Annotated in this window: 27 protein-coding genes; 15 read left to right on the top strand and 12 right to left on the bottom strand. The window is 60.7% G+C overall.

All coding sequences use genetic code 11. From position 1 onward, the window contains the following. Window positions 1–116: 116 nt before the first annotated feature. From VNZ65_RS11745 to VNZ65_RS11720, 6 genes are all read left to right on the top strand, one after another. The gene (locus VNZ65_RS11745; RefSeq protein WP_325669144.1) at window positions 117–1,067 is read left to right on the top strand and encodes a GlxA family transcriptional regulator; all 951 of its coding nucleotides are present in this window, start codon (window positions 117–119) and stop codon (window positions 1,065–1,067) included. Between the two features lie 76 nt (window positions 1,068–1,143). Beyond that, window positions 1,144–1,656 carry a hypothetical protein gene (locus VNZ65_RS11740; RefSeq protein ID WP_325669142.1) on the top strand — a complete coding sequence of 171 codons (513 nt, stop codon included), beginning with the start codon at window positions 1,144–1,146 and terminating at the stop codon, window positions 1,654–1,656. Between the two features lie 255 nt (window positions 1,657–1,911). After that, window positions 1,912–2,325: an inner membrane protein YiaA gene (gene yiaA, locus VNZ65_RS11735; protein ID WP_325669140.1), complete on the top strand. Its 414-nt coding sequence runs from the start codon at window positions 1,912–1,914 to the stop codon at window positions 2,323–2,325. A 171-nt stretch (window positions 2,326–2,496) separates the two neighbouring features. After that, window positions 2,497–3,429 (top strand): DNA/RNA non-specific endonuclease, encoded by a 933-nt coding sequence (locus VNZ65_RS11730; RefSeq protein WP_325669138.1) that lies wholly within the window; start codon window positions 2,497–2,499, stop codon window positions 3,427–3,429. Then, window positions 3,422–3,667 carry a hypothetical protein gene (locus VNZ65_RS11725; RefSeq protein ID WP_325669136.1) on the top strand — a complete coding sequence of 82 codons (246 nt, stop codon included), beginning with the start codon at window positions 3,422–3,424 and terminating at the stop codon, window positions 3,665–3,667. Before VNZ65_RS11730 ends, VNZ65_RS11725 begins: the two co-directional genes overlap by 8 nt. A 29-nt stretch (window positions 3,668–3,696) precedes the next feature. Further along, complete coding sequence (locus VNZ65_RS11720) at window positions 3,697–4,275, top strand: hypothetical protein (RefSeq protein ID WP_325669134.1); 579 nt, start codon at window positions 3,697–3,699, stop codon at window positions 4,273–4,275. On the opposite strand, the gene kynA is transcribed toward VNZ65_RS11720, so the two are convergent. From kynA to kynB, 3 genes are read right to left on the bottom strand one after another with little or no spacing between them, the layout of a single operon-like run. Then, window positions 4,270–5,112: a tryptophan 2,3-dioxygenase gene (gene kynA, locus VNZ65_RS11715; RefSeq protein WP_325669132.1), complete on the bottom strand. Its 843-nt coding sequence runs from the start codon at window positions 5,110–5,112 to the stop codon at window positions 4,270–4,272. The two genes, VNZ65_RS11720 and kynA, sit on opposite strands and share 6 nt — an antisense overlap. A 9-nt stretch (window positions 5,113–5,121) precedes the next feature. Further along, window positions 5,122–6,384, bottom strand: a complete 1,263-nt coding sequence (gene kynU / locus VNZ65_RS11710) for a kynureninase (protein ID WP_325669130.1) — start codon at window positions 6,382–6,384, stop codon at window positions 5,122–5,124. Next, on the bottom strand, window positions 6,381–6,983 hold the full coding sequence (kynB, locus tag VNZ65_RS11705; protein WP_325669225.1) for an arylformamidase: 603 nt from the start codon (window positions 6,981–6,983) through the stop codon (window positions 6,381–6,383). Before kynB ends, kynU begins: the two co-directional genes overlap by 4 nt. Between kynB and VNZ65_RS11700 the strand changes: the two genes are divergently transcribed. The 3 genes from VNZ65_RS11700 to VNZ65_RS11690 are packed head-to-tail and all read left to right on the top strand — an operon-like array spanning window position 6,870 to window position 7,914. Further along, window positions 6,870–7,163: a hypothetical protein gene (locus VNZ65_RS11700; protein WP_325669128.1), complete on the top strand. Its 294-nt coding sequence runs from the start codon at window positions 6,870–6,872 to the stop codon at window positions 7,161–7,163. The genes kynB and VNZ65_RS11700 overlap by 114 nt on opposite strands. 12 nt (window positions 7,164–7,175) lie before the next feature. Next, window positions 7,176–7,652 carry an Lrp/AsnC family transcriptional regulator gene (locus VNZ65_RS11695; protein WP_098493604.1) on the top strand — a complete coding sequence of 159 codons (477 nt, stop codon included), beginning with the start codon at window positions 7,176–7,178 and terminating at the stop codon, window positions 7,650–7,652. Between the two features lie 34 nt (window positions 7,653–7,686). Continuing rightward, on the top strand, window positions 7,687–7,914 hold the full coding sequence (locus VNZ65_RS11690; RefSeq protein ID WP_325669125.1) for a hypothetical protein: 228 nt from the start codon (window positions 7,687–7,689) through the stop codon (window positions 7,912–7,914). 546 nt (window positions 7,915–8,460) lie between these two features. Here VNZ65_RS11690 and VNZ65_RS11685 read toward each other — a convergent pair. From VNZ65_RS11685 to VNZ65_RS11655, 7 genes are all read right to left on the bottom strand, one after another. Then, entirely contained in the window at window positions 8,461–8,871 is a 411-nt protein-coding gene (locus VNZ65_RS11685; protein ID WP_325669123.1) for a VOC family protein, read from the bottom strand. Window positions 8,872–8,928: 57 nt separating this feature from the next. Then, the gene (locus VNZ65_RS11680) at window positions 8,929–9,456 is read right to left on the bottom strand and encodes an SRPBCC family protein (RefSeq protein WP_325669121.1); all 528 of its coding nucleotides are present in this window, start codon (window positions 9,454–9,456) and stop codon (window positions 8,929–8,931) included. 30 nt (window positions 9,457–9,486) lie between these two features. Next, window positions 9,487–9,921, bottom strand: a complete 435-nt coding sequence (locus VNZ65_RS11675) for a YciI family protein (RefSeq protein ID WP_325669119.1) — start codon at window positions 9,919–9,921, stop codon at window positions 9,487–9,489. A gap of 494 nt (window positions 9,922–10,415) precedes the next feature. Next, window positions 10,416–10,721, bottom strand: a complete 306-nt coding sequence (locus VNZ65_RS11670; protein WP_061942826.1) for a hypothetical protein — start codon at window positions 10,719–10,721, stop codon at window positions 10,416–10,418. A 23-nt stretch (window positions 10,722–10,744) separates the two neighbouring features. Further along, a complete protein-coding gene (locus VNZ65_RS11665) occupies window positions 10,745–12,244 on the bottom strand; it encodes a DegQ family serine endoprotease (RefSeq protein WP_325669116.1) in 1,500 nt (499 codons plus the stop codon). Between the two features lie 245 nt (window positions 12,245–12,489). Further along, the gene (locus tag VNZ65_RS11660; protein WP_325669223.1) at window positions 12,490–13,794 is read right to left on the bottom strand and encodes a sensor histidine kinase; all 1,305 of its coding nucleotides are present in this window, start codon (window positions 13,792–13,794) and stop codon (window positions 12,490–12,492) included. 14 nt (window positions 13,795–13,808) lie between these two features. Then, the gene (locus VNZ65_RS11655; RefSeq protein WP_325669114.1) at window positions 13,809–14,465 is read right to left on the bottom strand and encodes a response regulator transcription factor; all 657 of its coding nucleotides are present in this window, start codon (window positions 14,463–14,465) and stop codon (window positions 13,809–13,811) included. 670 nt (window positions 14,466–15,135) lie between these two features. Here VNZ65_RS11655 and VNZ65_RS11650 point away from each other — a divergent pair. Beyond that, a complete protein-coding gene (locus tag VNZ65_RS11650; RefSeq protein WP_325669112.1) occupies window positions 15,136–16,476 on the top strand; it encodes an SGNH/GDSL hydrolase family protein in 1,341 nt (446 codons plus the stop codon). Window positions 16,477–16,564: 88 nt separating this feature from the next. On the opposite strand, the gene VNZ65_RS11645 is transcribed toward VNZ65_RS11650, so the two are convergent. Continuing rightward, a complete protein-coding gene (locus VNZ65_RS11645) occupies window positions 16,565–16,918 on the bottom strand; it encodes a FlxA-like family protein (protein WP_325669110.1) in 354 nt (117 codons plus the stop codon). A gap of 146 nt (window positions 16,919–17,064) precedes the next feature. Here VNZ65_RS11645 and VNZ65_RS11640 point away from each other — a divergent pair, with 146 nt between their 5' ends. Together VNZ65_RS11640 and VNZ65_RS11635 are read left to right on the top strand one after the other, a co-directional pair. After that, the gene (locus VNZ65_RS11640; protein WP_062118045.1) at window positions 17,065–17,289 is read left to right on the top strand and encodes a VF530 family DNA-binding protein; all 225 of its coding nucleotides are present in this window, start codon (window positions 17,065–17,067) and stop codon (window positions 17,287–17,289) included. A gap of 137 nt (window positions 17,290–17,426) precedes the next feature. After that, entirely contained in the window at window positions 17,427–17,837 is a 411-nt protein-coding gene (locus tag VNZ65_RS11635) for an SRPBCC domain-containing protein (RefSeq protein WP_325669106.1), read from the top strand. Between the two features lie 18 nt (window positions 17,838–17,855). On the opposite strand, the gene VNZ65_RS11630 is transcribed toward VNZ65_RS11635, so the two are convergent. Further along, window positions 17,856–18,923, bottom strand: a complete 1,068-nt coding sequence (locus tag VNZ65_RS11630; protein ID WP_325669104.1) for a zinc-binding alcohol dehydrogenase family protein — start codon at window positions 18,921–18,923, stop codon at window positions 17,856–17,858. Between the two features lie 93 nt (window positions 18,924–19,016). Between VNZ65_RS11630 and VNZ65_RS11625 the strand changes: the two genes are divergently transcribed. From VNZ65_RS11625 to VNZ65_RS11615, 3 genes are all read left to right on the top strand, one after another. After that, window positions 19,017–19,922, top strand: a complete 906-nt coding sequence (locus VNZ65_RS11625) for a LysR family transcriptional regulator (RefSeq protein WP_325669102.1) — start codon at window positions 19,017–19,019, stop codon at window positions 19,920–19,922. Between the two features lie 308 nt (window positions 19,923–20,230). After that, a complete protein-coding gene (locus VNZ65_RS11620) occupies window positions 20,231–21,493 on the top strand; it encodes a hypothetical protein (protein ID WP_325669100.1) in 1,263 nt (420 codons plus the stop codon). A gap of 111 nt (window positions 21,494–21,604) precedes the next feature. After that, complete coding sequence (locus tag VNZ65_RS11615) at window positions 21,605–22,552, top strand: cupin-like domain-containing protein (protein WP_325669098.1); 948 nt, start codon at window positions 21,605–21,607, stop codon at window positions 22,550–22,552. Window positions 22,553–22,701: the final 149 nt, after the last annotated feature.

Genomic DNA, 22,701 nt, shown 5'->3' with positions numbered 1-22,701 from the left:
CGGGAAGCGGCGGAACAGGACGCAGTATCGGTGGCTGGGGCTGGGAGCGAAAGTGTCCCGATAGACATAATATGATAGGATCGGGCCATGTTGATTTCCATCCCCATTGCCGAAAAATGCATACCGTTGCGGTAATCGCCTTCGAGGGCATCAGCCCGTTCCACCTGTCCGTGCCCTGCATGGTGTTTGGCGACGACCTGGCGCGGCTGGGCGTGCCGCGCTACCGGCTGCTGATCTGCGGTGTGCAAACCGGCCTGGTGCCGACCATGTCGGGCTTCAATATCGAGGTGGAGCACGATTTGTCGGCGCTGCAAGAGGCCGATACCGTGATCGTGCCGGCCTGGCGCGATCCGGATGAAAAACCGCCGGAATTATTGCTGCAGGCTGTGCGCAGCGCCCATGCGCGCGGCGCTCGCATCGTCGGCCTGTGCCTGGGCGCCTTCGTGCTGGCCGAAGCCGGCCTGCTGGATGGCCGCGCCGCGTCCACCCACTGGGTCTGGAGCGAGGATTTTGCGCGCAAGTATCCCAAGGTCAAGCTGGACCAGAAAGTTTTGTACGTGGACGACGGCGACATCCTGACCTCGGCCGGCACCGCCGCCGCCATCGACTGCTGCCTGCACCTGCTGCGGCGCGATCATGGCGCCGACGTCGCCAACCGTATCGCCCGCCGCATGGTGGTGGCGCCGCACCGCCACGGCGGCCAGGCGCAATACATCGAACAGCCGTTGCCGGCCAGCGGCGGCAGCGACGCCATGACCGTCACGCTGGACTGGGCCATCGAACACCTGGAGCAGCCGCTGTGCCTGGATGTGCTGGCCGAGAGGGCGGCCATGAGCCGGCGCAATTTCACTCGCCGCTTCAAGCTGAAGACCGGCACCACCGTCTCGCAATGGCTGCTCAACCACCGCCTGGCATCGGCGCAGCGCTTGCTGGAAACGTCCGACAAGGCGATCGACAGAATTGCCGAGCTGGCCGGCTTCGGTTCCACGGTGTCGCTGCGCCAGCATTTCAGCGCCGCCTTCGCCATCTCGCCCGCCGCCTACCGCAAGCAGTACCGGCGCCCATGAGGGTTTGGCGCTGCTGCTATACAATGCGTCTTCCCGCATTTTTTGCAATTTCCAGGATTTATAGCTTTCCGACGCAATGACAGATCATTCCGCAGCATCCCCCGAAGAATCCGCCGCCGCCGGCGCCGACCAACAGATCCAGGAACCGCGCCTGTGGCAAGACGACGGCTGGACCGCGCGCATCATCAAGAACGACGACGATGACGGCTGGGCGGTGGCGATGATCAAGGATGGCGAACCGGAACCGGCGCTGATCGGCCCCTGGACCATGGGCCGCGACAAGAAGAATCCGAAGCCGCTGGATCCTTCCGCCTTCATCACTTTGGTCAAGACCGCCTCCGAATTCGTGCGCCGCCATGAGCAGCAGCTGCATGCGATGCTGCATAAGACCGTCGTCGTCAGCGATGGCGCGGCAGACATCAGCGTCACCCTGGACATCGTGCCCGACGATGACTTCCCTTACGCGCTGCTGAGCGCCCACGACCAGGACCGCGAACAGCTGGCGCAGGTGCGCGTCGCCGCCAGCTTCAAGCTGAGCCCGGCCAGCGCCAGCGCCTGGGTGGATAGCGGATTCCGCAAGCCGCACTAACCGAATCCCTCGCTGACTTTTATCGCCGGCGCATCATGGCCGGGATGAATACACGCGCCCGGCATAGTCTTGCATGACGGCCTGGCCGCCGATTTTCAGCACGCCGGGAGGTAAGAGATGGCCGGTTAGAGTAATTAATCCATATCATTGCCTATTGCAAAAAAGGGCAGGTATGATTGCCACCGAAATTGAAGTTTTGGCAAAGTATTTCCAAGGCCGCCGGTGCATTATTTGATAACAAAGGGAGAACCACCTATGTCGCATCCGTCTCAACAGCCGTCTTTCGCCTTCGTCGCTGCCTCATGGGCGGCGCTGCTCGCCGGTTTCATCGCTTTTCTGGTCGGCCTGTTCAACGCCAACATGCTGCTCAACGAGCGGGGCTACTATTTCACCTTGCTGGTGTACGGCTTGTTCGCCGCCATTTCCGTGCAAAAAAGCGTGCGCGACCGGGTCGAGGGTATTCCGGTGACCGGGATTTACTATGGCTTGTGCTGGCTGTCGGTGCTGCTGGCCGTGTTCCTGCTCGCCATCGGTCTGTTCAACGCCAACCTGCAGTTGAGCGAAAAGGGTTTCTACGGCATGTCGTTTGCCCTGGCCCTGTTCGGCGCCATCGCCGTGCAAAAGAATACGCGCGACATGCAAGGCACAAAGCAGGTCGTCGCCGACTAGGAAATACGCCCGCGTGGGCAGCAGTGCCCACCCTACCAATCGGCTAGATAGGGTAGGGTGGGCAAGTTTTTTTGCCCACGCGATAGCGAAATGTGTTCTACAAATCAGGATAATGCTTGGTGCGATTTAAGTTAAACCTTATACTGGGTATTTATACAGTTTTGGTGAACAATGCCGCACAGGTTTCGTCGTTTTCTCATCGTTGGCTTACTGCTGACATCCTCCGCTTTTGCAACCGATTGTCCCTCCCATTACGCTGCCGGCCAAGCCCCCAGGATTCTTAACGACAAGCTGGCGCGCCAGACGCAGGAGCTGTGCTTCCAGGCTTTTGCCGTCATGCATTCAGGCATCACGCGCACGCCGCTGTGGTCGGCCGAGCACCTGACCGGCAACACCATCATCGCGGCGCGCACGCTGTCGCGCGAAAACTCCTTTCATCCCGAACCGGCCTTGCTGATCAATGACCGCGCCGAGCTGAAAGACTATGCCCGTTCCGGTTTCGACCGCGGCCACATGAGCCCGAACGGCGACATGGCCAACCGCACTTCGCAATATGAAAGCTTCAGCCTGGCCAACATGGTGCCGCAGAATCCGCAGAACAACCGCCACATCTGGGCCGAGATCGAGAGCGCGGTACGGCGCCTGGCAGTGAAAGAGGGCGAGCTGTACGTGATCACCGGCCCGGCCTTCCTCGGCCAGGACCTGCAAAAGGTCGGCAACGTGCTGGTGCCGACCTATATCTATAAAGTCGTCTATAGTCCGAAGAGACAGCAGGCGGCCGCCTATTTCATCAAGAATGCGGATACCTCGCACTACCAGACCTTGTCGCTGTCGCAACTGGAAAACACCTTGCGCATCGATTTGCTGCCTGGCGTGCCGAAGCGCGTCAAGGACGTGGCCATGGCCTTGCCGGCGGCGGGCGGGCGCGGCAGCGGCGGCGAACGTTACGCCGCGGACCGCAATGTCCCGGAAAGAAGCGCCGAGCCGGCTGCCCAGATCAAGAAAATAGAAAAGGACTTGCTGTCCAAATTGATGGATGATGTGGTGAAGATGCTGGTCAATTTCGTTACGAACCTGATAAACAAAGGATGGTCGCATGTCTAAATTTGTGCCGTTTGCCGATGAAAGCGCAACCCTTGCCATCGGCAAGCTGAATGTCGAAAACCGCCTGGACCGGGTCAGCCTGTTCGGCGATCTCGACCTGACGCTGGACCGGGCCGGACTGGAACACGCAAAGACCTTGCAGGCGCTGCTCGATAACGTGGTGGCGGTGCTGGAATCGCAAACCTTGCCGGACCAGATCGCCGCCGCGCCGGTAGTCAAGGTCAGCAATCCGTTTTGAATACAAGAGGCAGGCAGATGGATGAGGCATTGAATGCAGCAACAGCGGATAGCGATGGCGGCTTGAGCGATGTCGGCATGCTCGGCAATGGCGCGCCGCAGAGCCAGCTGCTGGAACAGGTGGCCATGCGCAAGCACGGCGTCGACGGCTGGGAGCCTTTCCATTACGAGAAGATTTCCGAAACCGAATACGAAGTCAGCGGCGGCGTGCCGGCGTTGATCGGCGGCGTCAAGAAGTGGCCCGGTCCGCACAGCGCGGTAGTGGTGACCATGGCTGAGCTGGCACAGGCCAGCGCGCCGCCAGTGGCGGTCCATGCACAGCCGCAAATCGCTGCGCCGCTGACGCCTGGTTTGCCGGGACAGGGCGCTGCTGGCGGCGCCGCGCCAAATTTTCTCACGGTGGTTTTGCAACTGCCGCCGGACGAAGCAGGCCGCAAGCGGATTTGCCATGCGCTGAGCCTGGATGCGAATTTCTTCGGCGCCACGGTAACGGCCACTTCGCTGGCTGACGAAATCGCCGTCAACCAGCTGCTGGAGCTGCGCTGCGATCCGGCCGACGTCAGGGAAGCGCGCGAACGCGCCGCCAGCCGCAGGCCGGCTGCCTCATAAGGACGTGCGCAGGGAAAACAATTCCGGGAACAGCACTACGTCCAGCATCATCTTCAGATAGCTGGCGCCTTCGGTGCCGCCGGTGCCTTTCTTGAAGCCGATGATGCGTTCCACCGTGGTCAGGTGGCGGAAGCGCCAGTAGCGGAACGAGGTTTCCAGGTCGACCAGTTTTTCCGCCAGCTCATACAACTCCCAGTGCTTGTCCGGAGTCTTGTACACCGTCAGCCAGGCCGCTTCCACCGAGGCATCGGCGACGGTCGCCTTGCTCCAGTCGGCGTTCAGGCGTGCCGGATCCAGCGCCAGGCCGGCGCGCGCCATCAGCATCAGCGCCTCGTCGTAGATCGAGGGCTGCAGCAGCGCATCTTGCAGACGCGCGTAGGATTCCGGCGACTGCTGGTGCACCTGCAGCAGGGCGGCGTTCTTGTTCCCCAGCAGGAATTCGATTTCCCGGTACTGATAGGACTGGAAGCCGGACGAGTGGCCCAGGTAGGGCCGGATCGCGGTGTATTCCGGCGGCGTCATGGTCGCCAGCACATCCCAGGCATGCACCAGCTGGTCCATGATGCGCGCCACCCGCGCCATCATCTTGAACGCCGGCGCCAGTTCGTTGGCGCGCAGCTGCCGGCGCACCGCGTGCAGCTCATGCAGCATCAGCTTCATCCACAGTTCGCTGGTCTGGTGCTGGATGATGAACAGCATCTCATTGTGATTGGGCGAAAGCGGACGCTGCGCTGACAAGACCTGGTCCAGCGCCAGGTAATCGCCATAGCTCATGTCTTCCTTGAACTCCATCTGCGCGCCGTGCCAGCTCTCGTTCGGCTTATAAGGGCATTCCATTGTTGTCTCCTAGGTGACAGCTTCTTGCTGCGCGTTGGTCTGATATTCCTGGTTTACCAGTATCTGGCGCAGGGTTTCGACCGCGTCCCAGACGTCGGCGAAGCCGGTGTACAGCGGCGTAAAACCGAAGCGCATCACTTGCGGTTCGCGGTAATCGCCGATGACGCCGCGCGCGATCAGCTCGCGCATGATGCCGTAGCCGTGCGCATGGGCGAAGCTGACATGGCTGCCGCGCTCGGCGTGGGCGCGCGGCGTCACCAGCGTCAGGTCGAGGCCGGCGCAGCGGCTCTCCACCAGGCTGATGAAGAGGTCGGTCAGCGCCAGCGATTTCTTGCGCAACGCTTGCATGTCGGTTTGCGCGAAGACGTCCAGGCCGCATTCCACCAGCGCCATCGAAACGATCGGCTGGGTGCCGCACAGCGCGCGCCGGATACCGTCCACCGGGGCGAATCCGGGCTGCATGGTGAACGGCGCGCGGTGACCCCACCAGCCTGACAGCGGCTGACGGAACTGCGCGTGGTGGCGCGGCGCGATCCAGGCAAACGCCGGCGCGCCCGGACCGCCGTTCAGATATTTGTAAGTGCAGCCGACGGCAAAATCGGCATGCGCCGCATGCAGGTCGATCGGCAAGGCGCCGGCCGAATGCGCCAGGTCCCACAGCACCAGTGCGCCTTGTTCCTGCGCGGCGGCGGTGACTGCTTGCATGTCGTGCAGGTGGCCGCTGCGGTAGTTGACATGGGTCAGCATCAGCACCGCGGTTTCAGCGTTGACGACGCTGGCCAGTTCCTGTGGCGAGTCGATCAGATGGATGCGGTAGCCGCGCTCCAGCCATTCGGTGAGGCCCTGCGCCATGTAGATATCGGTAGGGAAATTGTCGCGTTCGGTGACGATCACCTTGCGTGTCGCCGCATCCGGCTTGGCTGCTTGCAGCTGCAGCGCGCCGGCCAGCAGCTTGAACAGGTTGATCGAGGTGGAATCGGTGATCACCACTTCGCCGTCCCTGGCGCCGATCAGCGGCGCCAGCTGGTTGCCGAGGCGGGCCGGCAGATCGAACCAGCCGGCCTTGTTCCAGCTGCGGATCAGGTCGACGCCCCATTCCTGCTGGATCACCTGCTGCGCCCGCTGCAGCGCTGCGCGCGGACGGGCGCCGAGCGAGTTGCCGTCGAGGTAGATCACGCCGGGCGGCAGATCGAACTGCGCGCGCAGCGGCGCCAGCGGATCGCTGGCGTCCAGCGCCTGGCAGGCGGCGCGGCTGTCTATGGTGTTGGTCATGGCTGGATTCCTGATGATGAAAGAGGGCGCAAGATGGCACGCACCGGGCTGGCATCCATGCCGGCCAGGCGCAAGGGTAAAGCGATCAGTTCGTAGTCGCCGGCGGCAATCGCGTCGAGCACGATGCCTTCGAGAATCGCCATGCCATGCCGGCGGACGGCGTGATGGGCTTGCATGGTCTTGGATTCCTGCGGATCGAGCGAGGGCGTATCGATGCCGACCAGGCGCACGCCATGCTGCGCCAGCAAGGCAATGGTTTCCGGCGCGACGGCGGCAAATGCCGGGTCCCACTGCTGCTGCGGGGCCCGGGCGTAGGTGCGCAGCAGCACGCGCGGCGGCACATTGGCCAGCGCGTGCGCGATATCCTCCGGCTTGACCGGCGCGGCGCCTATGCAATGGATGACGCGGCAGGGGCCGATATAGGCATCCAGCGGCACCTGGTCTATTGCCAGGCCTTGGGTGTCATAGTGGCTGGGGGCGTCGCAGTGAGCGCCGGTGTGGGTGGAGAGCGTGATGCGGCTGACATGTACCGGGCAGCCGTCGGCGATTTCCCAGGTGGCCTGGGCGCTGAAGGGGGTGTCGCCGGGCCAGACCGGAATGCTGGCGGCGAGCAGCGGGCTGATGTCCCAGATTTGTTGTGCGGTAGCGATGGTTTTCTCCTCTGGCCGGATGGAAACGATGGAATTATTTTAGGCGAGCGGCTTGGAATTTTTATACGAAATTGCTGTAAAATTTGCATTAATTTTAGAATATATATAGATATTAACTATAAATATTGAAAGATAATTTCAATGCAGCTCGATGCCATCGATTTGAACATTCTGACGCTGTTGCAGCAGAATGGCCGTATCAGCAACCAGGACCTGGCGGAGCAGGTGTTCCTGTCGCCTTCGTCCTGTTTGCGGCGGGTGCGGATCCTGGAGGAGGAGGGCATCATCAGCCGTTACAGCGCCTTGCTGAGTCCGGAGAAGCTGGGTCTGGAACTGGATGTGTTCGTGCAGGTGACGATGCGGCGGGATGTGGAAAGCTGGCATGAGAATTTCATGCAGGCTTTGCAGAATTATCCGGAGGTGGTGGGCTCCTATATCATTACCGGCGACGCCAATTACCTGTTGCGGGTGAAGGCGCGCAACCTCAAGCATTATTCGGCGTTCGTGCTGGAGAAGCTGTACAAGATCCCGGGCGTGCAGGATATCCGTTCGAATATCGTGCTGCAGGCGATCAAGGAAACCTATGAATTGCCGCGCGAGTTATTGCGCGATGCTTGATGATTTAACCGGACTGTAAAAGCAGATTGAAAATATGGCAAAGACGATAGACGAAATTCGTGACAGGCAAAAGGACGGTGCGCAGTTTGTGCTGTCGGCGGCGATGTTGGGGCTGGAGGTCGAGGAGTTCGATACCGTTGCCCGCGTCTGGGTGGCGGACGGCGGCCCGGGATTCAAGGTGGCGGGCGTGCCGCACCGCAAATGCATAGACGGCGAATTCTTCATCGACCGTATAACCGTCACCAAAACACCTCAGCTGTAGAAGTCAAATGGGGTTAGAGTTTTTTTACGACGGCTTTATCGTCGTAAATTACTCTGACCCCATTTGACGTTCTACGGAGTACATGCCTTGGCATACTAAGAACGGCCTGCGCGTTGCTAAAACAGTTGCTACTCCGTGGATGCAAGCCGGGAGCGGCCCGGCAGCCGCCTACTTTCTTTTGCTTGCCTGCGCGGCCCGGCCAAAAGAAAGTAGGCAAAGAAAAGGCGACCGCACAGCCGTTGCCCTCCCTTCGGTCGGGTCCCCAAATCCGGCGCGTGTCAGCCGGGAATTGTGAGGGGCACGTTTGAGCCGAAGGCGAGTTTTGCCCCTCACCCGGCTGACACGCGCCGGATTTGGCAACGTCCGCATGCGGGATACTTCAAAAGCAACGGCAACTTCAAAAGCAACGGCAACTTCAAAAGCAACCCCAACGTCAAAACCTCGGCGCAATAGTCAATTGGGGTCAGAGTTTTTTTTCGCGGTTTTTTGCGAAAATTACTCTGACCCCAATTGACGGACCACGGAGTACATAAAGTTGCGCCCCGATCAGTTATCCTTCTCGCAGTTGACCATCCAAGGCGTGCCGAACTGGTCAGTCAGCATGGCGAAGCGGACGGCCCAGAAGGTTTTTTCCAGCGGCATCTTGACGCTGCCGTTTTCTTTCAATGCATTGAACACGCGCTCAGCCTCGGCGATGTTGTCGACGTTTAGCGAGAGTACGGTGCCCTGGGCTTTTTCGAAAAACTCAGGCGGGCAATCGGAGCCTAGCAGCACCATGCTGCCGGATTCCAGGCGCACGTGAGCGATCTGGTCTTGCGAACCGGGTGGGCATTGTTCGGCCATCGGGGTTTCGCCGAAGCGCAGCTTCAAGGTGATTTTCCCGCCCAGGACTTTTTCATAGAACTTGAAGGCGGCGTCGCAGGTACCGTTGAAATTGAGGTAGGGGTGCAATTGCATGACATGCTCCTGTAATGGATGACGAATGATGGAAATGCGGAAAGGGATGCTCGTCGCTTATTTTTCTGCAACGCTTTTCAGGGTGGCAAGACCGCTTTCAAAATCCTTGCCGATCATGTTATCCATGCTGAAAAAGATGCCCATCACCTTGGCGACATAGGGCGATGGTCCATACATGGCCCAGGTGACCTTGCTGCTGTCGCCCTGGGTGTCGATGCTGAATTCGGCCGTGTTATGGCCTTCCAGCGGTTTCGTGAAATCCAGCGTGATGAGGACCTTGCTGGGCGGCGTAGACTCCTTGATCTCCATGCTGCCGGCGCCGGCCTTGCCGCTGCTGTCCCAGGCATAGGCCGCACCCTTGCCGCTGGCGGCGCCGCTGAAACTGCGTTTCATGCCCGGATCGAGCTTTTCGAAAGGCGACCAGCTGCCCCATGCGTGAAAGTCGTCGATCAGGGCAAAGATTTTTTCCGGCGGCGCCTTGATCGTGATGGAGCGCTGGACGCGGAAATCGTCTGGCCGCAACGTGGCATAGCCTAGGATCGCGGCGATGGCGACGACAATAACGATGGCGATGGTCTTGAGCATGGGTTCTCCGCTGGTCGATGGATGGAAGGATCAAGGCTTGGCGTTGTCGTTGGCCTGGCGGCGCAGACGTTCTTCGGTTTCACGCAGTTCCGGCGTCAGCTCATCGCCGAAATCTTCTGCTTCGAATACCTGGCGCAGCTCCAGTTCGACACCGCCGCCGGCATCCAGCGGCGGCCAGCGCTTGACCCACTCGAGGGCTTCCTGCTTTGACTTGACCTGGATCATGGTGAAACCGGCGATCAGTTCCTTGGTTTCGGCGAAAGGACCGTCGAGCACGGTCGGCTTGCCGCCGGAGAACTTGATGCGCGCACCCTTGGCGCTGGGCTGCAAGCCTTCGCCGGCCAGCATGACGCCGGCCTGTATCATTTCTTCGTTGTACTTCATCATGGCCGTTATCAGTTCTTCGCTTGGCATTTCGCCGGCTTCGGTCGCCTGGTCGGCCTTGCGTATGATCATGAATCGCATCTTGAAATCTCCGTTGGTTGTGGTTGCCTTACGTAGCTCTTGGTTCTTGGCCCGTGGCCGATTAAATCCTGAATCTGCTAACTAGTCGAAGGGCGCAGGCCCGAATCGACAGCCGCGCAATATTTTTTCGATTATATTTGCTGGCGAGCGATTGCTTGTTAAAGCATCACATATTTTCTCTGGATGACAGCGCTGGACAGTGCTGCACGGTTGGACGGCCTGGGCGGCGCGCGGGTTCAATCGCAGCTTAGGCAAGCGCGCAGGACAATCAAACTGATCGATCGCTCAAATCCCGGGCCGTGCCAGGGAAGATCGGATCGAGGGTTGCAATTGCCGATTTTTTGGGCATTCAGCCAATATCGCGCACAACATTAAGCACGGCGGAAAAAACCATATAGATCAGCTACATAGAGGATGTTGACAGAGGTTATCAACAGGACTATCCACAGATTCTGTGAATAACTTTGGGTGAATGAGAATTCAATCCGGAATGTTCAGTCAATCACCACCGCCATGAAAACGGTCGACAGGCTGAGCAGGGTGAGGCCGAAGATGAAGGCGATATCGGCATATTGTTCGAGGCGCGTGCTCTGGCGCGAACGCATCGATGCGTAAGAAAGTACGCCGCTGGTGAGGAACACCAGGCTGTTGAGCGCCAGCAGGTGGCTGAGCCAGATGGCCAGGCCGCTGAATCTTGCGAGTTTGATAATCGACAGCGCGGTGATGCAGACGCCGATCATGGTGGCGGAGGAGGGCAGGATGTGCTGCGATAAATTATGGTTTTTTATCGGATTGAACATCTCTGCCCCGAGTGTGGTGAGCCTTAGCCCAGGTTTAAAGGAACGAAGATCTTGTCCTTGTCACGCTGTACCAGCAGGGCGACGTTCTTGCCGGCCTTGCTGACCAGCTGGCGCAGCTGTTCGACGCTGTTGACCGGCTTGCCGTTGAGCGACAGTATCACATCGCCGCGCTGGATGCCGGCCAGCGCCGACGGTCCGCTGGCGTCTTCCACCACCAGTCCGCCGCGGATGCCGACCTGCTGCTGCTCGTCCGGACTGAGCTCACGCAAGGCCAGGCCCAGCCGTCCCTGTGAGTCGCTGCCGTTGTCCTTGCCGGCGATTTTCAGCGGCGTGGCTTCGGTCAGCTTGACGGTCAGGGTCTTGCTCTGGCCGCCGCGCATCACTTCGATCGTGCTGGACGTGCCGGGGGCGGTGTCGGCCACCAGGCTCGGCAGGTCGGCCGAGTGATTGATGGCCTGGCCGTTGAAGCGCAGGATGACGTCGCCTGTTTGCATGCCGCCCTTGTCGGCCGGGCTGCCTTTGTCGACCGAGCTGACCAGGGCGCCGGCGGCGCTCTTCAGGCCGAACGATTCGGCCAGGGCCTGGTTGACTTCCTGCACGCTGACGCCGAGATGGCTGCGGGTGACCTTGCCGTGCGCCACCAGCTGCTGTTCGACTTTGGTGGCGACGTCGATCGGTATCGCAAACGACAAGCCCTGGTAGCCGCCGGTCTGGCTGTAGATCTGCGAATTGATGCCGATCACTTCGCCTTTGATGTTGAACAGCGGGCCGCCGGAGTTGCCGGGATTGACGGCGACGTCGGTCTGGATGAACGGCACATAGGTGTCGTCCGGCAGCGAGCGCGACTTGGCGCTGACGATGCCGGCGGTGGCGGTGTTTTCAAAGCCGTACGGCGAGCCTATCGCCAGCACCGGTTCGCCGACGCGGGTCAGGGCCGGATTGCCGATCTGCACCGTCGGCAGATTCTTGGCGTCGATGCGGATCACGGCAATGTCGCTTTGCTTGTCCGAGCCCAGTACCTTGGCCTTGAATTCGCGGCGGTCGGTCAGCTTGACGGTCACTTCGGAAGCGCCGTCGACGACGTGGGCATTGGTCAGGATCAGGCCGTCAGGGCTGATGATAAAACCCGAGCCTTCGCCGCGCATGATTTGCGGATGGCGCGGGATCTGCAGCTGCGGGCCGAAGCGTTTGAAGAACTGCGAGAAGGGATCGTTCGGATCGAGCCCGGAGTCGTCATCCTGGTCGGAGACGGCGCTCTGCTTGGCCTTGCCGGTGACGCTGATGTTGACCACCGCCGGCCCGGCGCGCTCGACGATGCTGGAAAAATCGGTGGCCACGGCGACGGCAGGCGCGGCATTGCCGGCCGGCGCCGGACTGGCAACTGGCGCCGTCACTGCCGGCGGAATTGCTGCGTTGGCGTTGTCGATGCCGATATCGCCATTCCTGGAATGCAGGTATGCGCCGCCGGCTACGAGCAGAACGGCGATGGCGATGGCGCTGCGGTTAAAGGTCAGACGGCTCATGTGTTGCTCCTTCGCTGATGGAATAACACACAGCATAAAGAGCCAGAATTAAAGCAAACTTAAAAAATCCAAAGTCTTTTTGCGGGAGGGGGGAGGGTGGGCACGCTTTTGTGCCCACGCTGTATTGCTATCCGCGTGGGCACAAAAGCGTGCCCACCCTGCCTATGCGCGATAGCGTCCCCTTTGCTCACAGATACGCCTGAACAATCAAATCCAAAGTTTTTTTGCGCCAGTCTGGCGCCGCTTCAGGCCGGGAAGTGCACGCTTGCCAGCAAGCCGTGGCCGGTATTGCGCAGGCTGACGCTGGCCCGGTGGGCGTCGGCGATCTGCTTGACGATCGCCAGCCCGAGGCCGCTGCCGACGGCTTGCGCCTGGCTGCCGGCGGCGCGATAGAAGCGGTCGAACACACGCTGCAGATCGGCTTCCGGGATGCCCGGGCCGTGGTCTTCCACTGCCAGCGTGACACCTGCGGCGTCGCTGGCGAGCGAGACATCGATGCTGCTGCCGGCGGGACTGTAGCGCAGCGCATTGTCGACCAGGTTGTTGAGCAGGATGCGCAGGGCGTCGGCATTGCCGTTGATGCTGGCCGGGGTCTCGGCGCTGATGCCCAGGTCGACCTGGCGGTCATTGGCGGCCAGCGCGAAATCGCTGACCACGCTGTGCATCAATGCGCCCAGGTCGAGCCGGGCGTGGGCTTGTTCAAAAGCGCCTGGCTCCTGCCGCGCCAGCGTCAGCAACTGTTGCAGCAAGTGGGTGGCGCGGTCCAGTCCCTGCTTGAGATCGCCGAAAGCCGCTTGCCGTTCGTGGTCGTCGCTGGCGCGCTCGGCCAGTTGCACTTGCAGCCGCAGGGCGGTCAGCGGCGTACGCAGTTCGTGCGCGGCGTCGGCGACGAAGGCGCGCTGGGCATTGATCGATTGTCCGAGGCGCGCCAGCAGATCGTTCAAGGCTTGCGTCAGCGGCTGGATTTCCTGCGGCAGGGTGGCGTCCGGGATCGCCGACAGCGCGTGCATGTCGCGCGCCTGTACTTCGGCGGCGGCACGCTTGATCGGCGCCAGGCCGCGGCTGACCGCGATCCAGATCAGGACGCCGAGCAAGGGGAACAGCAGCAGCAAGGGCGTCACGGTCTTGACCGCCATCTGCGCGGCGATCTGGTTGCGCGCGCTTTGCGGTTGCGCGATCTGCACTACGGTGTTGCCTATCTGCGCGCTGTAGACCCGCCACACGCCGCTGCGCAGGCGTACGTTGGCGAAACCCAGTTCGGCCTGCAAGGGCAGGAAATCCTGGGCATGCGAGTGATAGATGACGACCCCGGTGTTGTCCCAGATCTGGATCATGATCTGGTCGTCCAGCTGCGGACCGCCGACGCTGCCGTCGATGATCGGCGGAAAGGCCTGGCGCGGCAGCGAGGCGACGATCTGCCGCATCTGGTAGTCGAACAGCGCGTTGGCTTCGCCGCGCGCCTGGTAGTACAGCGCCAGCCCGGCCAGCAGGATGCCGCTGCCCAGGCCCACAGCGAGCCAGCGCAGCAGGCTCTTGCGGATCGACGGCAGCGACGACGTCATTCTCATTTGGCCACCATGTAGCCGATGCCGCGCACATTCTTGATGAAATTGCTGCCCAGCTTCTTGCGCAAGGCGTGGATGTATACCTCGACCGCATTGCTTTCTATGCTGTCGTCCCAGCCGTACATTTTTTCTTCCAGCTGGGCGCGCGACAGCACTACGCCGGGGCGGTCCAGGAAAGCGCGCAGCAGGGCGAATTCACGTGCCGACAGATTGACTTGCTGGCCGTCCAGCGTGACTTCATGGGTGGCGGGATTGAGGACCAGGCCGCCAAGTTCCACTAGCGGTTCGGCGCGTCCCGACTGTCGCCGCAGCAGTGCGCGGATACGCGCCGCCAGCTCTTCCAGGTCGAACGGTTTGACCAGGTAGTCGTCGGCGCCGGCGTCGAGCCCGGCCACGCGGTCCGACACCGCGTCGCGCGCGGTCAGGATCAGTACCGGAATCTGGTTGCCGCCGGCACGCAGCGACTTCAGCACTTCCAGCCCGTTCTTGCGCGGCAGGCCGAGATCGAGCAGCAACAGTTGATAGTCTTCCTGTCCCAGTGCGCTCAGCGCAGCGACGCCGTCCTGCACCCAGTCGAGCGCAAAGCCGTCCTGGCGCAATCCCTTGCGTACGGCTTCGCCCACCATCAGGTCGTCTTCTACCAACAGCAAACGCATAGCTCCGGCTCCTTAGAAAAAACTGTGGGCGCATTCCTGCGAAATCATGCGGCCGCCAATTGCAGCAGTTTAGCCGGATTGAATTAAATGATTCTTAAACAAATGACGCCACGCTCCGAAGCGGCCTGTGCCGCCATCCGAGCATGGATAAAAAACCTATACAGATCAGTGGCTTAGCTAAATCACTCAGCAGTTATCAACAGGACTGTCCACAAAATCTGTGGGTAAGTATACAGAGCGAAACTGAGCAGAGACAAAATTCCCTTACGGATCAAGCACTTAAGGGAATTGCACGGTAGTTATCAACAATGCTGTCCACAAAATCTGTGGGTAAGTCCGGATGCGCACTTTGAGCAGCGATGAAAATCCCATATAAATCATGCACATAGCTAGATTGCCGCAGGGTTATCAACAATCCTGTCCACACAATCTGTGGGTAAGTAGGCAGGGAATAGGGAATTAGAAGCGGAAATCTAATGGCCGATATTGTCAATTCTTAATTGTTGCCACGTGCCAATATTCGCCCGGGCATGCCTTTGCTGCCGCCCGCTGAGCGCCAGCCGCGTTTAGCGGGCGACCGCGGCCTATTCCGCAGCCGGCGCCTCACCGCAACTTGCGCCGGACCTTCCAAGTGATCCAAAGATGGCAAGACAAAACAAGGAATCCAGCAATGAAAACTCTGTTTGTATTTTGTGCTTTGTGTTCGAATATGGCGCTGGCGCAAGTCGCCGCCGATGTAAAACCCGATCCCGCCTACACTCATCATCTGTCCTCGGCAGGGCCGTTGTCCAAGGAACAGCTGCTGAAACAGAAGCCGGCCAAGACGCCGGCTATACGCAGCCTGGCTGCCGGCGCCGCGGTCAACGCCGCCAGCACCAATACCTATACTTATTTGCGCTGCTGGTACCGCACCGGCAGCGATCCGACCAAGCCGACCACCACCTATGCCTGGGGTCTGGATCCTTCCAGCGGCGATTATTACCGTATCAACGGCTACTGGTGGGCAGGCGGTTTGCTGAACTGGGAAAACATGTTCTACAGCGATACCGATCAGGGCACGCTGCAGTCGGTATGCAAAAGCACGCTGAACGCCAAGGGCATCAGCCAGCCGGTGGCGCTGGTCGCCGCCGCCGACAATGCGCTGTCGTTCAACTACACGGTCTGGACCAACGATAGCGTGGCGCAGAGCGGCATCAACAAGATCGTCGCCTTCGGCGACAGCCTGTCCGACAACCAGAATATCTACAACGCCTCGAATTGGAACTTGCCGAATTCCAGCAGCTGGTTTCTCGGCCGCTTCAGCAACGGCAACAACTGGGTCGAATATTTCGCCAACAACCTGCAACTGCCTCTGTACAACTGGGCGATCGGCGGCGCCGGCGTCGATACGCAGCAACTGGTGATTCCAGGCGTGATCCAGCAGGTGCAGTCGTATGTCAGCTACATGCAGAAGGCGCAGAACTACCAGCCGCAAAATACCTTGTTCACTTTGCTGATCGGCGGCAATGACCTGGTCAATTACAACAGCACCGTGGACCAGGTCATCAGCGGCGAAACCCAGGCCCTGCAAAGCCTGATCCAGTCCGGCGCCCGCAATATCCTGCTGCTGAAACTGCCTGACGTTTCCAAGGCGCCGGTGTTCGGCATCAAGACCACCGGCCCGACGGTGGCGGCGCAGGTGATCGACCTCAACAACCGACTGACGGCGCTGGTCGCAACGCTGCAGGCGCAATACGGCAGCAGCCTGCATATCCAGCTGTTCGATACCTATGCCTTGTTCAACGACCTGCTGTCCAATCCGGCCAAATACCAGGTCAGCAACACCACCCAGTCCTGCCTCAACATCAACACCGATTCCAGCACGAACTACCTGAGCAAGCAGAGTGCGCGCTCACAGTGCAGCAATCCGGATAGCTTTGTGTTCTGGGATACCTTGCATCCGACCACGCATACGCACAAATTGCTGGCCGATGCGGTGACGGCGTTCTACCAGGCCAACCTGCAACCTTAAGCGTGTTGTTAAGCGCCAACAGGAAGCCAGCGAGGTAGCCAGCGGCGGCGAAGCGGCCCGGCAGATCCGCGCCGGGCCGCATCCCGCATCAGATATACACATCGACGTTGCCGCCGGCGCCATGCTTGCGCCGCTCGGCCGGCGGCGCCGGCCGGTCCTGGCCTTTCTGCTGCGGGCCGGCCATGGCTGAAGCCGCATCGCCTAACTGCGGCAGCGCCGCCATCTGCGTCAGCCTGCTGATTTCCGCTTCTATGGAAGTGATCTGCAGCTGAAGGCTCTTGACTTGCATTTCGGCCAGCTCCTTTTCGCCGGGCCCCGGCATTTCCTTCAATGTCGATGACAGTTGTTTCTGCAGGAGCGCGAGCTGCTTCTGCAAGGCGGCGATCTGCGTCGCGATATTGCTTGGCGAAGGGGCCGCAGCCTGGCTTGCGCTGATTTTCATGACATCCTTTCAGGGTTAGTGTCATTCAGATAACGGCAAAATCTTCGCTTTCTTTAATCCCGTGCTGACCGCAAGGAAAACGGCAGCGCGCCGCAAACCGCAGGCAGCGACGTAAAATACGGATCTGAATCCTGATCGAGAAGCACATGACACAAACATCACACAATCATCTGCACGGCGTCACGCTGGAGGCGATGCTGACCGAACTGGTCGCGCATTACGGCTGGGAAGGCCTGGGCCAGCGTATCGACATCCGTTGTTTCAAGAGCGATCCCAGCATCAAGTCCAGCCTGACATTCCTGCGCAAGACGGAGTGGGCGCGCGAGAAGGTGGAAGCCCTGTACGTCGGCATGCGGCGGGCGATGAAATGAGATTTCTGAAAATAGGGTAAAGTTTTGTCGCAGCCGCGTGGATTGCCGGCGGCAAGGAATTGCTTGTTGCGCCATTTCAAGAAACCCGGATGACCCGTGGCGCTTGTTGATCTCACTGCCCTGAAAGAAGAACCAGCATGCGCAACGTGATTTATAAGACCGTGGTCTTGAAGGCGTCTGCCGAAGCGCTGTTCGACATGTATCTCGATCCGCAGCTGCACCAGGCCATCACCGGCTTGCCGGCAGCCATAGGCGCCGAGGCTGGCGACCCGTTCCAGGCCTTCGACGGCGCCCTCAGCGGCGTCATGCTGCAGGTGGTCAAGCCGCGCCTGATCGTGCAGACCTGGCGCTCGCCGGCATTTGGCGCCGACGAGCCGGATTCCATCCTGTTTCTCTCCTTCCATCCGCAGGGCGAACACGGCCGCATCGACCTGGTGCACCTGGACGTCCCCGAGCAGGACTACGAGGAGGTCAAGAAAGGCTGGCGCGAAAAATATTTCGAACCCTGGCGCGAGTTCCTGGCCAATGAATGGTCGGCCACGCGCTAGCGGATTGCCGGTGTTTGCCTAAAACAGCGCCACCGTCGCCTGCAAGCCCTTCATCTGCGCGGCATGGTCGATCGCCGCTTCCAGTGCGGAAAAAGCGAAGGTCTTCAGCTCCACCGCATCCAGCGGCAGCAGGCCGGCCCGCACCAGCGCCAGCAGCGCGCGGTAATCGGCGGCGGTGTACATGAAGTTGCCGATCAGTTCCCAGTTATTCAGCAGCATGGCGCCGTACGGCAGCGGCAGATCCACCTGCATGCTGCCCATCAGCAGCAGCCGGCCGCCGCGTCCCAGGCCATGCAGCAGCGCCAGGGTGCTGCCGGCGTCGGTCGCCTGGCCGACCATGTCCAGTCCCAGCGCGACGCCGCTGCCGGCAGCGGCGCGGATGGCTGCCGCATCGGCGGCAACGTCGCCTGTCAGCAGCACCGCCAGCACCCGCCCTTTACCCAGTTCGACCAGTTGCTGCAATGCCTGCGCATTGCGGCCGAGGGCGATCACCCGGGCCGCGCCCATCGCCAGCGCGGCCAGCACCGCAGCGGAGCCGAAGTAGCCGCCGGCGCCGTTGATTGCCACCGTTTCGCCGGCGCTCAGGCGGCCGCGCCGCAAGCCGCCGAAAGGAACGATGAATTTCGCCAGCAGCGCCAGCCGTTCTGCCGCCACATGATCGAGTCCGTCCAGCGGCAGCAGCGTGGAAGCGGGAAAGTCGGCGACCTCGCGCCAGCTGCCATGCGGATATTCCGCCAGCATGGGCGCGCTGTCGGCGCTGATGCCGGTCAGGCCGATCAATACCTGCGGCGCTTCCGCCACGGCCTCGTCGGCGATCCAGTAAGGATTGAGGGCAACCCGCTGTCCAGGCCGCAGCGACTGCACGCCGGCGCCGACTGCGACGATGCGGCCGATGCCGTTGGTGCCCGGCGTAAAAGGACCAGGCGGGTAAGCGTAGGGCAGCTCGCCTTGCAGATAGTTACGGGTATAGCTCAGCAGCGGCACCGCTTCCATGCGCACCAGCGCGGCGCCGGCGCGCAATTCGGGTTGCGCTGTATCTTGCAGCGCCAGTGTCAATTCGTTACGGTTGAACATCCATGCTTTCATGCTGCTCTCCTGTGGGTTTGTGACGACGACGATTGAACTTTAAGGCGCGCCGACGTATATTTGAAATCAATTAATGGCATAGGACCTATCAATGTGATTGATCTTCGCGGGATAGACTTGAATTTGCTGGTGTCGCTCGACGCCCTGCTGGAAGAGTGCAATGTGACCAAGGCGGCGGCGCGCCTGCACCTGACCCAGCCGGCGGTGTCGACCCAGCTGGCGCGCTTGCGCAAGGTGTTCGACGATCCCTTGCTGATACCGGCCGACAGTGGCCGCGGCATGACCCCCAGTGCGCGCGCGCTGGGCTTGATTGCGCCGCTGCACGCCGCGCTCAGCGATCTGCAGACGGTGGTCAGGCAGCGTCCGGCCTTCGATCCCTGGCAGGACAGTCGCCGCTTCGTGATTGCCGCCAACGACAACGCTACCGCCGTGCTCGGCCTGCGCCTGATGGAACAGCTGCCGCAACTGGCCGGCGGCGGCGTCAGGATCGCTTTCGTCAGCGCCGATCAGCGCCAGGTGGCGCAGCAGCTGGAACGTTCGGAGATCGATCTGCTGCTGGGTTCGGAGCGCATGGTGCCGGCTGCCATGAAAGCGCGGAAAATCTATGACGAGCACTTTGTCATGGCGCAGCGCAAAGGCCATCCGCGCGGCGCCGCTGCGCTCGATCTGGATCAGTACTGCGGGCTGAAGCATGTGCTGGTGTCCACCAGCGGCGGCAGCTTCCATGGCTTCATGGATGAACATCTGGAATTGCTGGGACGGCAGCGGGAGGTCATGCTGTCCGTGCAGAATTTCACGCTGGTGCCGGACTTGTTGTGCAGCAGCGACTATGTAGCGACCTTGCCCAGCCGTTTTTTACAGCGCCATCGCGAGCGCCTGGATGGTTTTGCATTGCCGTTCCCGGCACGGGGATTTTCCTTGTTCGCTTGCTGGCACCCGCGCAACCACAACGATCCCGCCTTGCTATGGCTGCGCGACGCCATTGCGGCGCTGACATGATGACTTTAATACTATCGGAAACGCATTGTCGATTAGTAAATGAATGACAGGATTCTCGATTTGTAAACCTGTTAAATGTGACAGGTGTGGCGGCAGCGGATTCTTACTAGAATGAGTTGTCTATCGGAGCCTATCCTCTCCTATGTTGATATTTAGCCCGCTGCCGCAAGGTGGCGGGCTTTTTTTATCTGCCGCATTTCCTGCGTGTTTTTCAGCAGTCGCAAAGATTGCATGCATCTTAGCTTGCGCTTAAGATCTGCCATTGCTCATTGCCATGACTGCAACGCTAGCCATCACCGGGAAATTGCATGCAAAAAACCAAGACCATTTTATCCGCCTTGCTGCTGTTCGGCTGTGCCTTGCTGCTGGCCGGCTGCGCTTCCTTGTCGACTTCGATTTCGCAGTTTGAAAAAGGTAACTATGTCGCCAGTGTCAGATCGACAATCAGCTATCTCGATGACAAATACAAGAAGCCCGGCTACGATGACAGCGATGAGCGCAACGGCATCCGCGAACGCTTCCGGATTATCGAAGCCAGCTACGAATCGACCGTCAAGAATGCCGGCGAGCGCGACTACGACCAGAAAATCGCCGCCTATTCGGCCTTGCTGGAAATCCGCAGCTTGCTGGCCAGCCGCAGCTATTACGCCAAGTATACCGACTTGCCGGAGCGTTATTCGGAGCCCGTGCTGCGCGACTTCCTGGCCAGCCAGTACTACCTGAAAGCCGGCACCGCGGCCGCCGCCAAGGATAACCGCCAGGCCGCCATCGGCTATGCTGCCGCCGTGGAGACCTTTCAGCAATATGGCCCCTACAAGGATGCCGCCAAGCTGGCGGAAAAATACAAGCTCGCCGCCGACAGCCAGGACGCCGGCGAATTCTACCGGCAGGGCCAGGACCTGGTCGCGCGCAACCAGCAGCGCAGCCGCGCCATGTACCGCGACGCCGGCCAGGCTTTCTACAATGCCTACACGGTCTACCGTGACCATGGCGCCTACAAGGATGCGCAGACGCTGGCCGACAAATACCGCGCCATGGGCACGGTGGTGCTGCAGGTCAGCAGCAACGAACCCAACGGCGACATCACCCGCAGCGTGCTGGCCCTGTTCGATCTTGGCTTCACCCGCTTCCAGTACCAGAGCGGCGGCACGGCCGACCTCGGCATGTACCTGAACACTTCCTATCTCTACTATCCGCCCAAGGTAAGGCAATACGTGGAAGCGGTGAGCGAGAATGTCGACGTCAAGAACCAGGACGGCACAAGCTCGGTACGCACCTATCGTTTCAACCGCCGGGTGATGGTGGAAGAAAATTCGATGCAGATCACTCTGGACCTGTCGGTGACCCGGGTGCCCAACCTGGACCTGCGCTATAACGAAGTGGCGGAAAGCCGCCGCACCACCATCAGCTACTACGGCGATGTGCCGGGCAACGGCCGTTACGGCTATCGCACCGAAGGCTACCTGATGGACCGCGACCAGTTGTGGCAGGCGGCGCAGGCCCAGCTGATCAACCGCCTCAACAGCGACAACCGGATCCGCATGATCCAGGACGATATCCGCAATTTCTGAACGTCGCGCAGCCGCTCTGGGCGAAGCGGCCGGCGGCAAAAAACTGCCGCGCATCCTGCTAAACTAGCGGATTCGGCATGTCGCCATTCTTTCAGCTTATTTTTATTGACCATGACTTCGATCCGCGGCCCATCTTTCCAGCTAGTCGACCAGATCGACGCCGAGCAGCTCCAGCGCGACGGCGGCTTCGGCGCGCGCACCCGGCCGCTGCTGGTGAAAGGCGCATTGCGCAACTGGCCGGCGCAGAGCAACTGGTCGTTCGAGCAGATGGCGGCGCTGCGCTACAAGGATGGCGGCGAGCCGCAGGTGAAATTCCAGAACGGCCTGGTGGAGCAGGGCCAGACCCGGCACCGGCCGGTGATGCCGGTCGGTCCTTATCTGCAGGAACTGGCGCAGCTGGCCAGGGAGCCTTTGGCGGACGACGTCGGCCTGCTGCCGGACCGCCGGCGCCGCCAGCTGGCGGCAGGCGAGAAATTTTTCCTCGACTGGTCGCACATGCAATCGTTCCAGCCGGACCGCATGTACTTGGCGCAGTGGAACATCCTCGACGAATTCCCGGCGCTGCGCCACGATTTCTCGATCAGGGATCTGTGGCCGGGCTGGCGCTGGACCTGGGAATACGTGTTCATGGGGCCGGCCAACACCGTCACCGGGCTGCACTACGATTTCCCGCACAACTGGTTTTGCCAGGTGCGCGGCAGCAAGGAATTCATCCTGTTCCCGCCGGAGAATACGCCGCACATGTGCATCTCCGAGAAGTTCGACTGGGGCGCGATCCTGAGCGATATCAACATCTCGCGCCTGGACCAGCAGCCGGAACAGCTCAAGGAATTTGAAAAGACCCAGGGTTTGTATGCCAGGGTGGAAGCGGGCGATGCCTTGTTCATTCCCAAGCGCACCTGGCACGCGGTGGTGGCGCTGGAGCCGTCGATCAGCCTCGGCGTGTTTGGCCTGACGGCGCCGGAAGTCCTGTTCGGCGGCGTGCCGAACGAGATCAAGCACATCTTCCACAAAATGCATCTGTACCGCTGGGGTAATTGCACCTGCCATAAATACTAGTGTCGTGTCCTGCCTCATCTGTCGGTATATCGCGCCGGCCTTGGCCCGTAGCGCTAGGCGTGCCAAGGAGACATAGCGGTGCTATGGCGACGAGGCGCAACGACGCGATACGGGTCAAGGACCAGCGAGATGCCGACAGATGAGGCAGG

The sequence above is a fragment of the Collimonas sp. genome (genome assembly GCF_035566555.1).
Classification (GTDB): Bacteria; Pseudomonadota; Gammaproteobacteria; order Burkholderiales; family Burkholderiaceae_D; genus Collimonas.
Note: the sequence above shows the minus strand (reverse complement) of the source record. Positions and strands in the feature narration are given on the sequence as shown.

What these genes read in the sequence shown, in the direction of transcription:
- VNZ65_RS11745 (WP_325669144.1), top strand. Translation starts at nt 117, where the DNA reads ATGCATACCGTTGCGGTAATCGCCTTCGAGGGCATCAGCCCGTTCCAC.
- VNZ65_RS11740 (WP_325669142.1), top strand. Translation starts at nt 1,144, where the DNA reads ATGACAGATCATTCCGCAGCATCCCCCGAAGAATCCGCCGCCGCCGGC.
- yiaA (WP_325669140.1), top strand. Translation starts at nt 1,912, where the DNA reads ATGTCGCATCCGTCTCAACAGCCGTCTTTCGCCTTCGTCGCTGCCTCA.
- VNZ65_RS11730 (WP_325669138.1), top strand. Translation starts at nt 2,497, where the DNA reads ATGCCGCACAGGTTTCGTCGTTTTCTCATCGTTGGCTTACTGCTGACA.
- VNZ65_RS11725 (WP_325669136.1), top strand. Translation starts at nt 3,422, where the DNA reads ATGTCTAAATTTGTGCCGTTTGCCGATGAAAGCGCAACCCTTGCCATC.
- kynA (WP_325669132.1), bottom strand. Translation starts at nt 5,112, where the DNA reads ATGGAATGCCCTTATAAGCCGAACGAGAGCTGGCACGGCGCGCAGATG.
- kynU (WP_325669130.1), bottom strand. Translation starts at nt 6,384, where the DNA reads ATGACCAACACCATAGACAGCCGCGCCGCCTGCCAGGCGCTGGACGCC.
- VNZ65_RS11695 (WP_098493604.1), top strand. Translation starts at nt 7,176, where the DNA reads ATGCAGCTCGATGCCATCGATTTGAACATTCTGACGCTGTTGCAGCAG.
- VNZ65_RS11690 (WP_325669125.1), top strand. Translation starts at nt 7,687, where the DNA reads ATGGCAAAGACGATAGACGAAATTCGTGACAGGCAAAAGGACGGTGCG.
- VNZ65_RS11685 (WP_325669123.1), bottom strand. Translation starts at nt 8,871, where the DNA reads ATGCAATTGCACCCCTACCTCAATTTCAACGGTACCTGCGACGCCGCC.
- VNZ65_RS11680 (WP_325669121.1), bottom strand. Translation starts at nt 9,456, where the DNA reads ATGCTCAAGACCATCGCCATCGTTATTGTCGTCGCCATCGCCGCGATC.
- VNZ65_RS11675 (WP_325669119.1), bottom strand. Translation starts at nt 9,921, where the DNA reads ATGCGATTCATGATCATACGCAAGGCCGACCAGGCGACCGAAGCCGGC.
- VNZ65_RS11670 (WP_061942826.1), bottom strand. Translation starts at nt 10,721, where the DNA reads ATGTTCAATCCGATAAAAAACCATAATTTATCGCAGCACATCCTGCCC.
- VNZ65_RS11665 (WP_325669116.1), bottom strand. Translation starts at nt 12,244, where the DNA reads ATGAGCCGTCTGACCTTTAACCGCAGCGCCATCGCCATCGCCGTTCTG.
- VNZ65_RS11655 (WP_325669114.1), bottom strand. Translation starts at nt 14,465, where the DNA reads ATGCGTTTGCTGTTGGTAGAAGACGACCTGATGGTGGGCGAAGCCGTA.
- VNZ65_RS11650 (WP_325669112.1), top strand. Translation starts at nt 15,136, where the DNA reads ATGAAAACTCTGTTTGTATTTTGTGCTTTGTGTTCGAATATGGCGCTG.
- VNZ65_RS11645 (WP_325669110.1), bottom strand. Translation starts at nt 16,918, where the DNA reads ATGAAAATCAGCGCAAGCCAGGCTGCGGCCCCTTCGCCAAGCAATATC.
- VNZ65_RS11640 (WP_062118045.1), top strand. Translation starts at nt 17,065, where the DNA reads ATGACACAAACATCACACAATCATCTGCACGGCGTCACGCTGGAGGCG.
- VNZ65_RS11635 (WP_325669106.1), top strand. Translation starts at nt 17,427, where the DNA reads ATGCGCAACGTGATTTATAAGACCGTGGTCTTGAAGGCGTCTGCCGAA.
- VNZ65_RS11630 (WP_325669104.1), bottom strand. Translation starts at nt 18,923, where the DNA reads ATGAAAGCATGGATGTTCAACCGTAACGAATTGACACTGGCGCTGCAA.
- VNZ65_RS11620 (WP_325669100.1), top strand. Translation starts at nt 20,231, where the DNA reads ATGCAAAAAACCAAGACCATTTTATCCGCCTTGCTGCTGTTCGGCTGT.
- VNZ65_RS11615 (WP_325669098.1), top strand. Translation starts at nt 21,605, where the DNA reads ATGACTTCGATCCGCGGCCCATCTTTCCAGCTAGTCGACCAGATCGAC.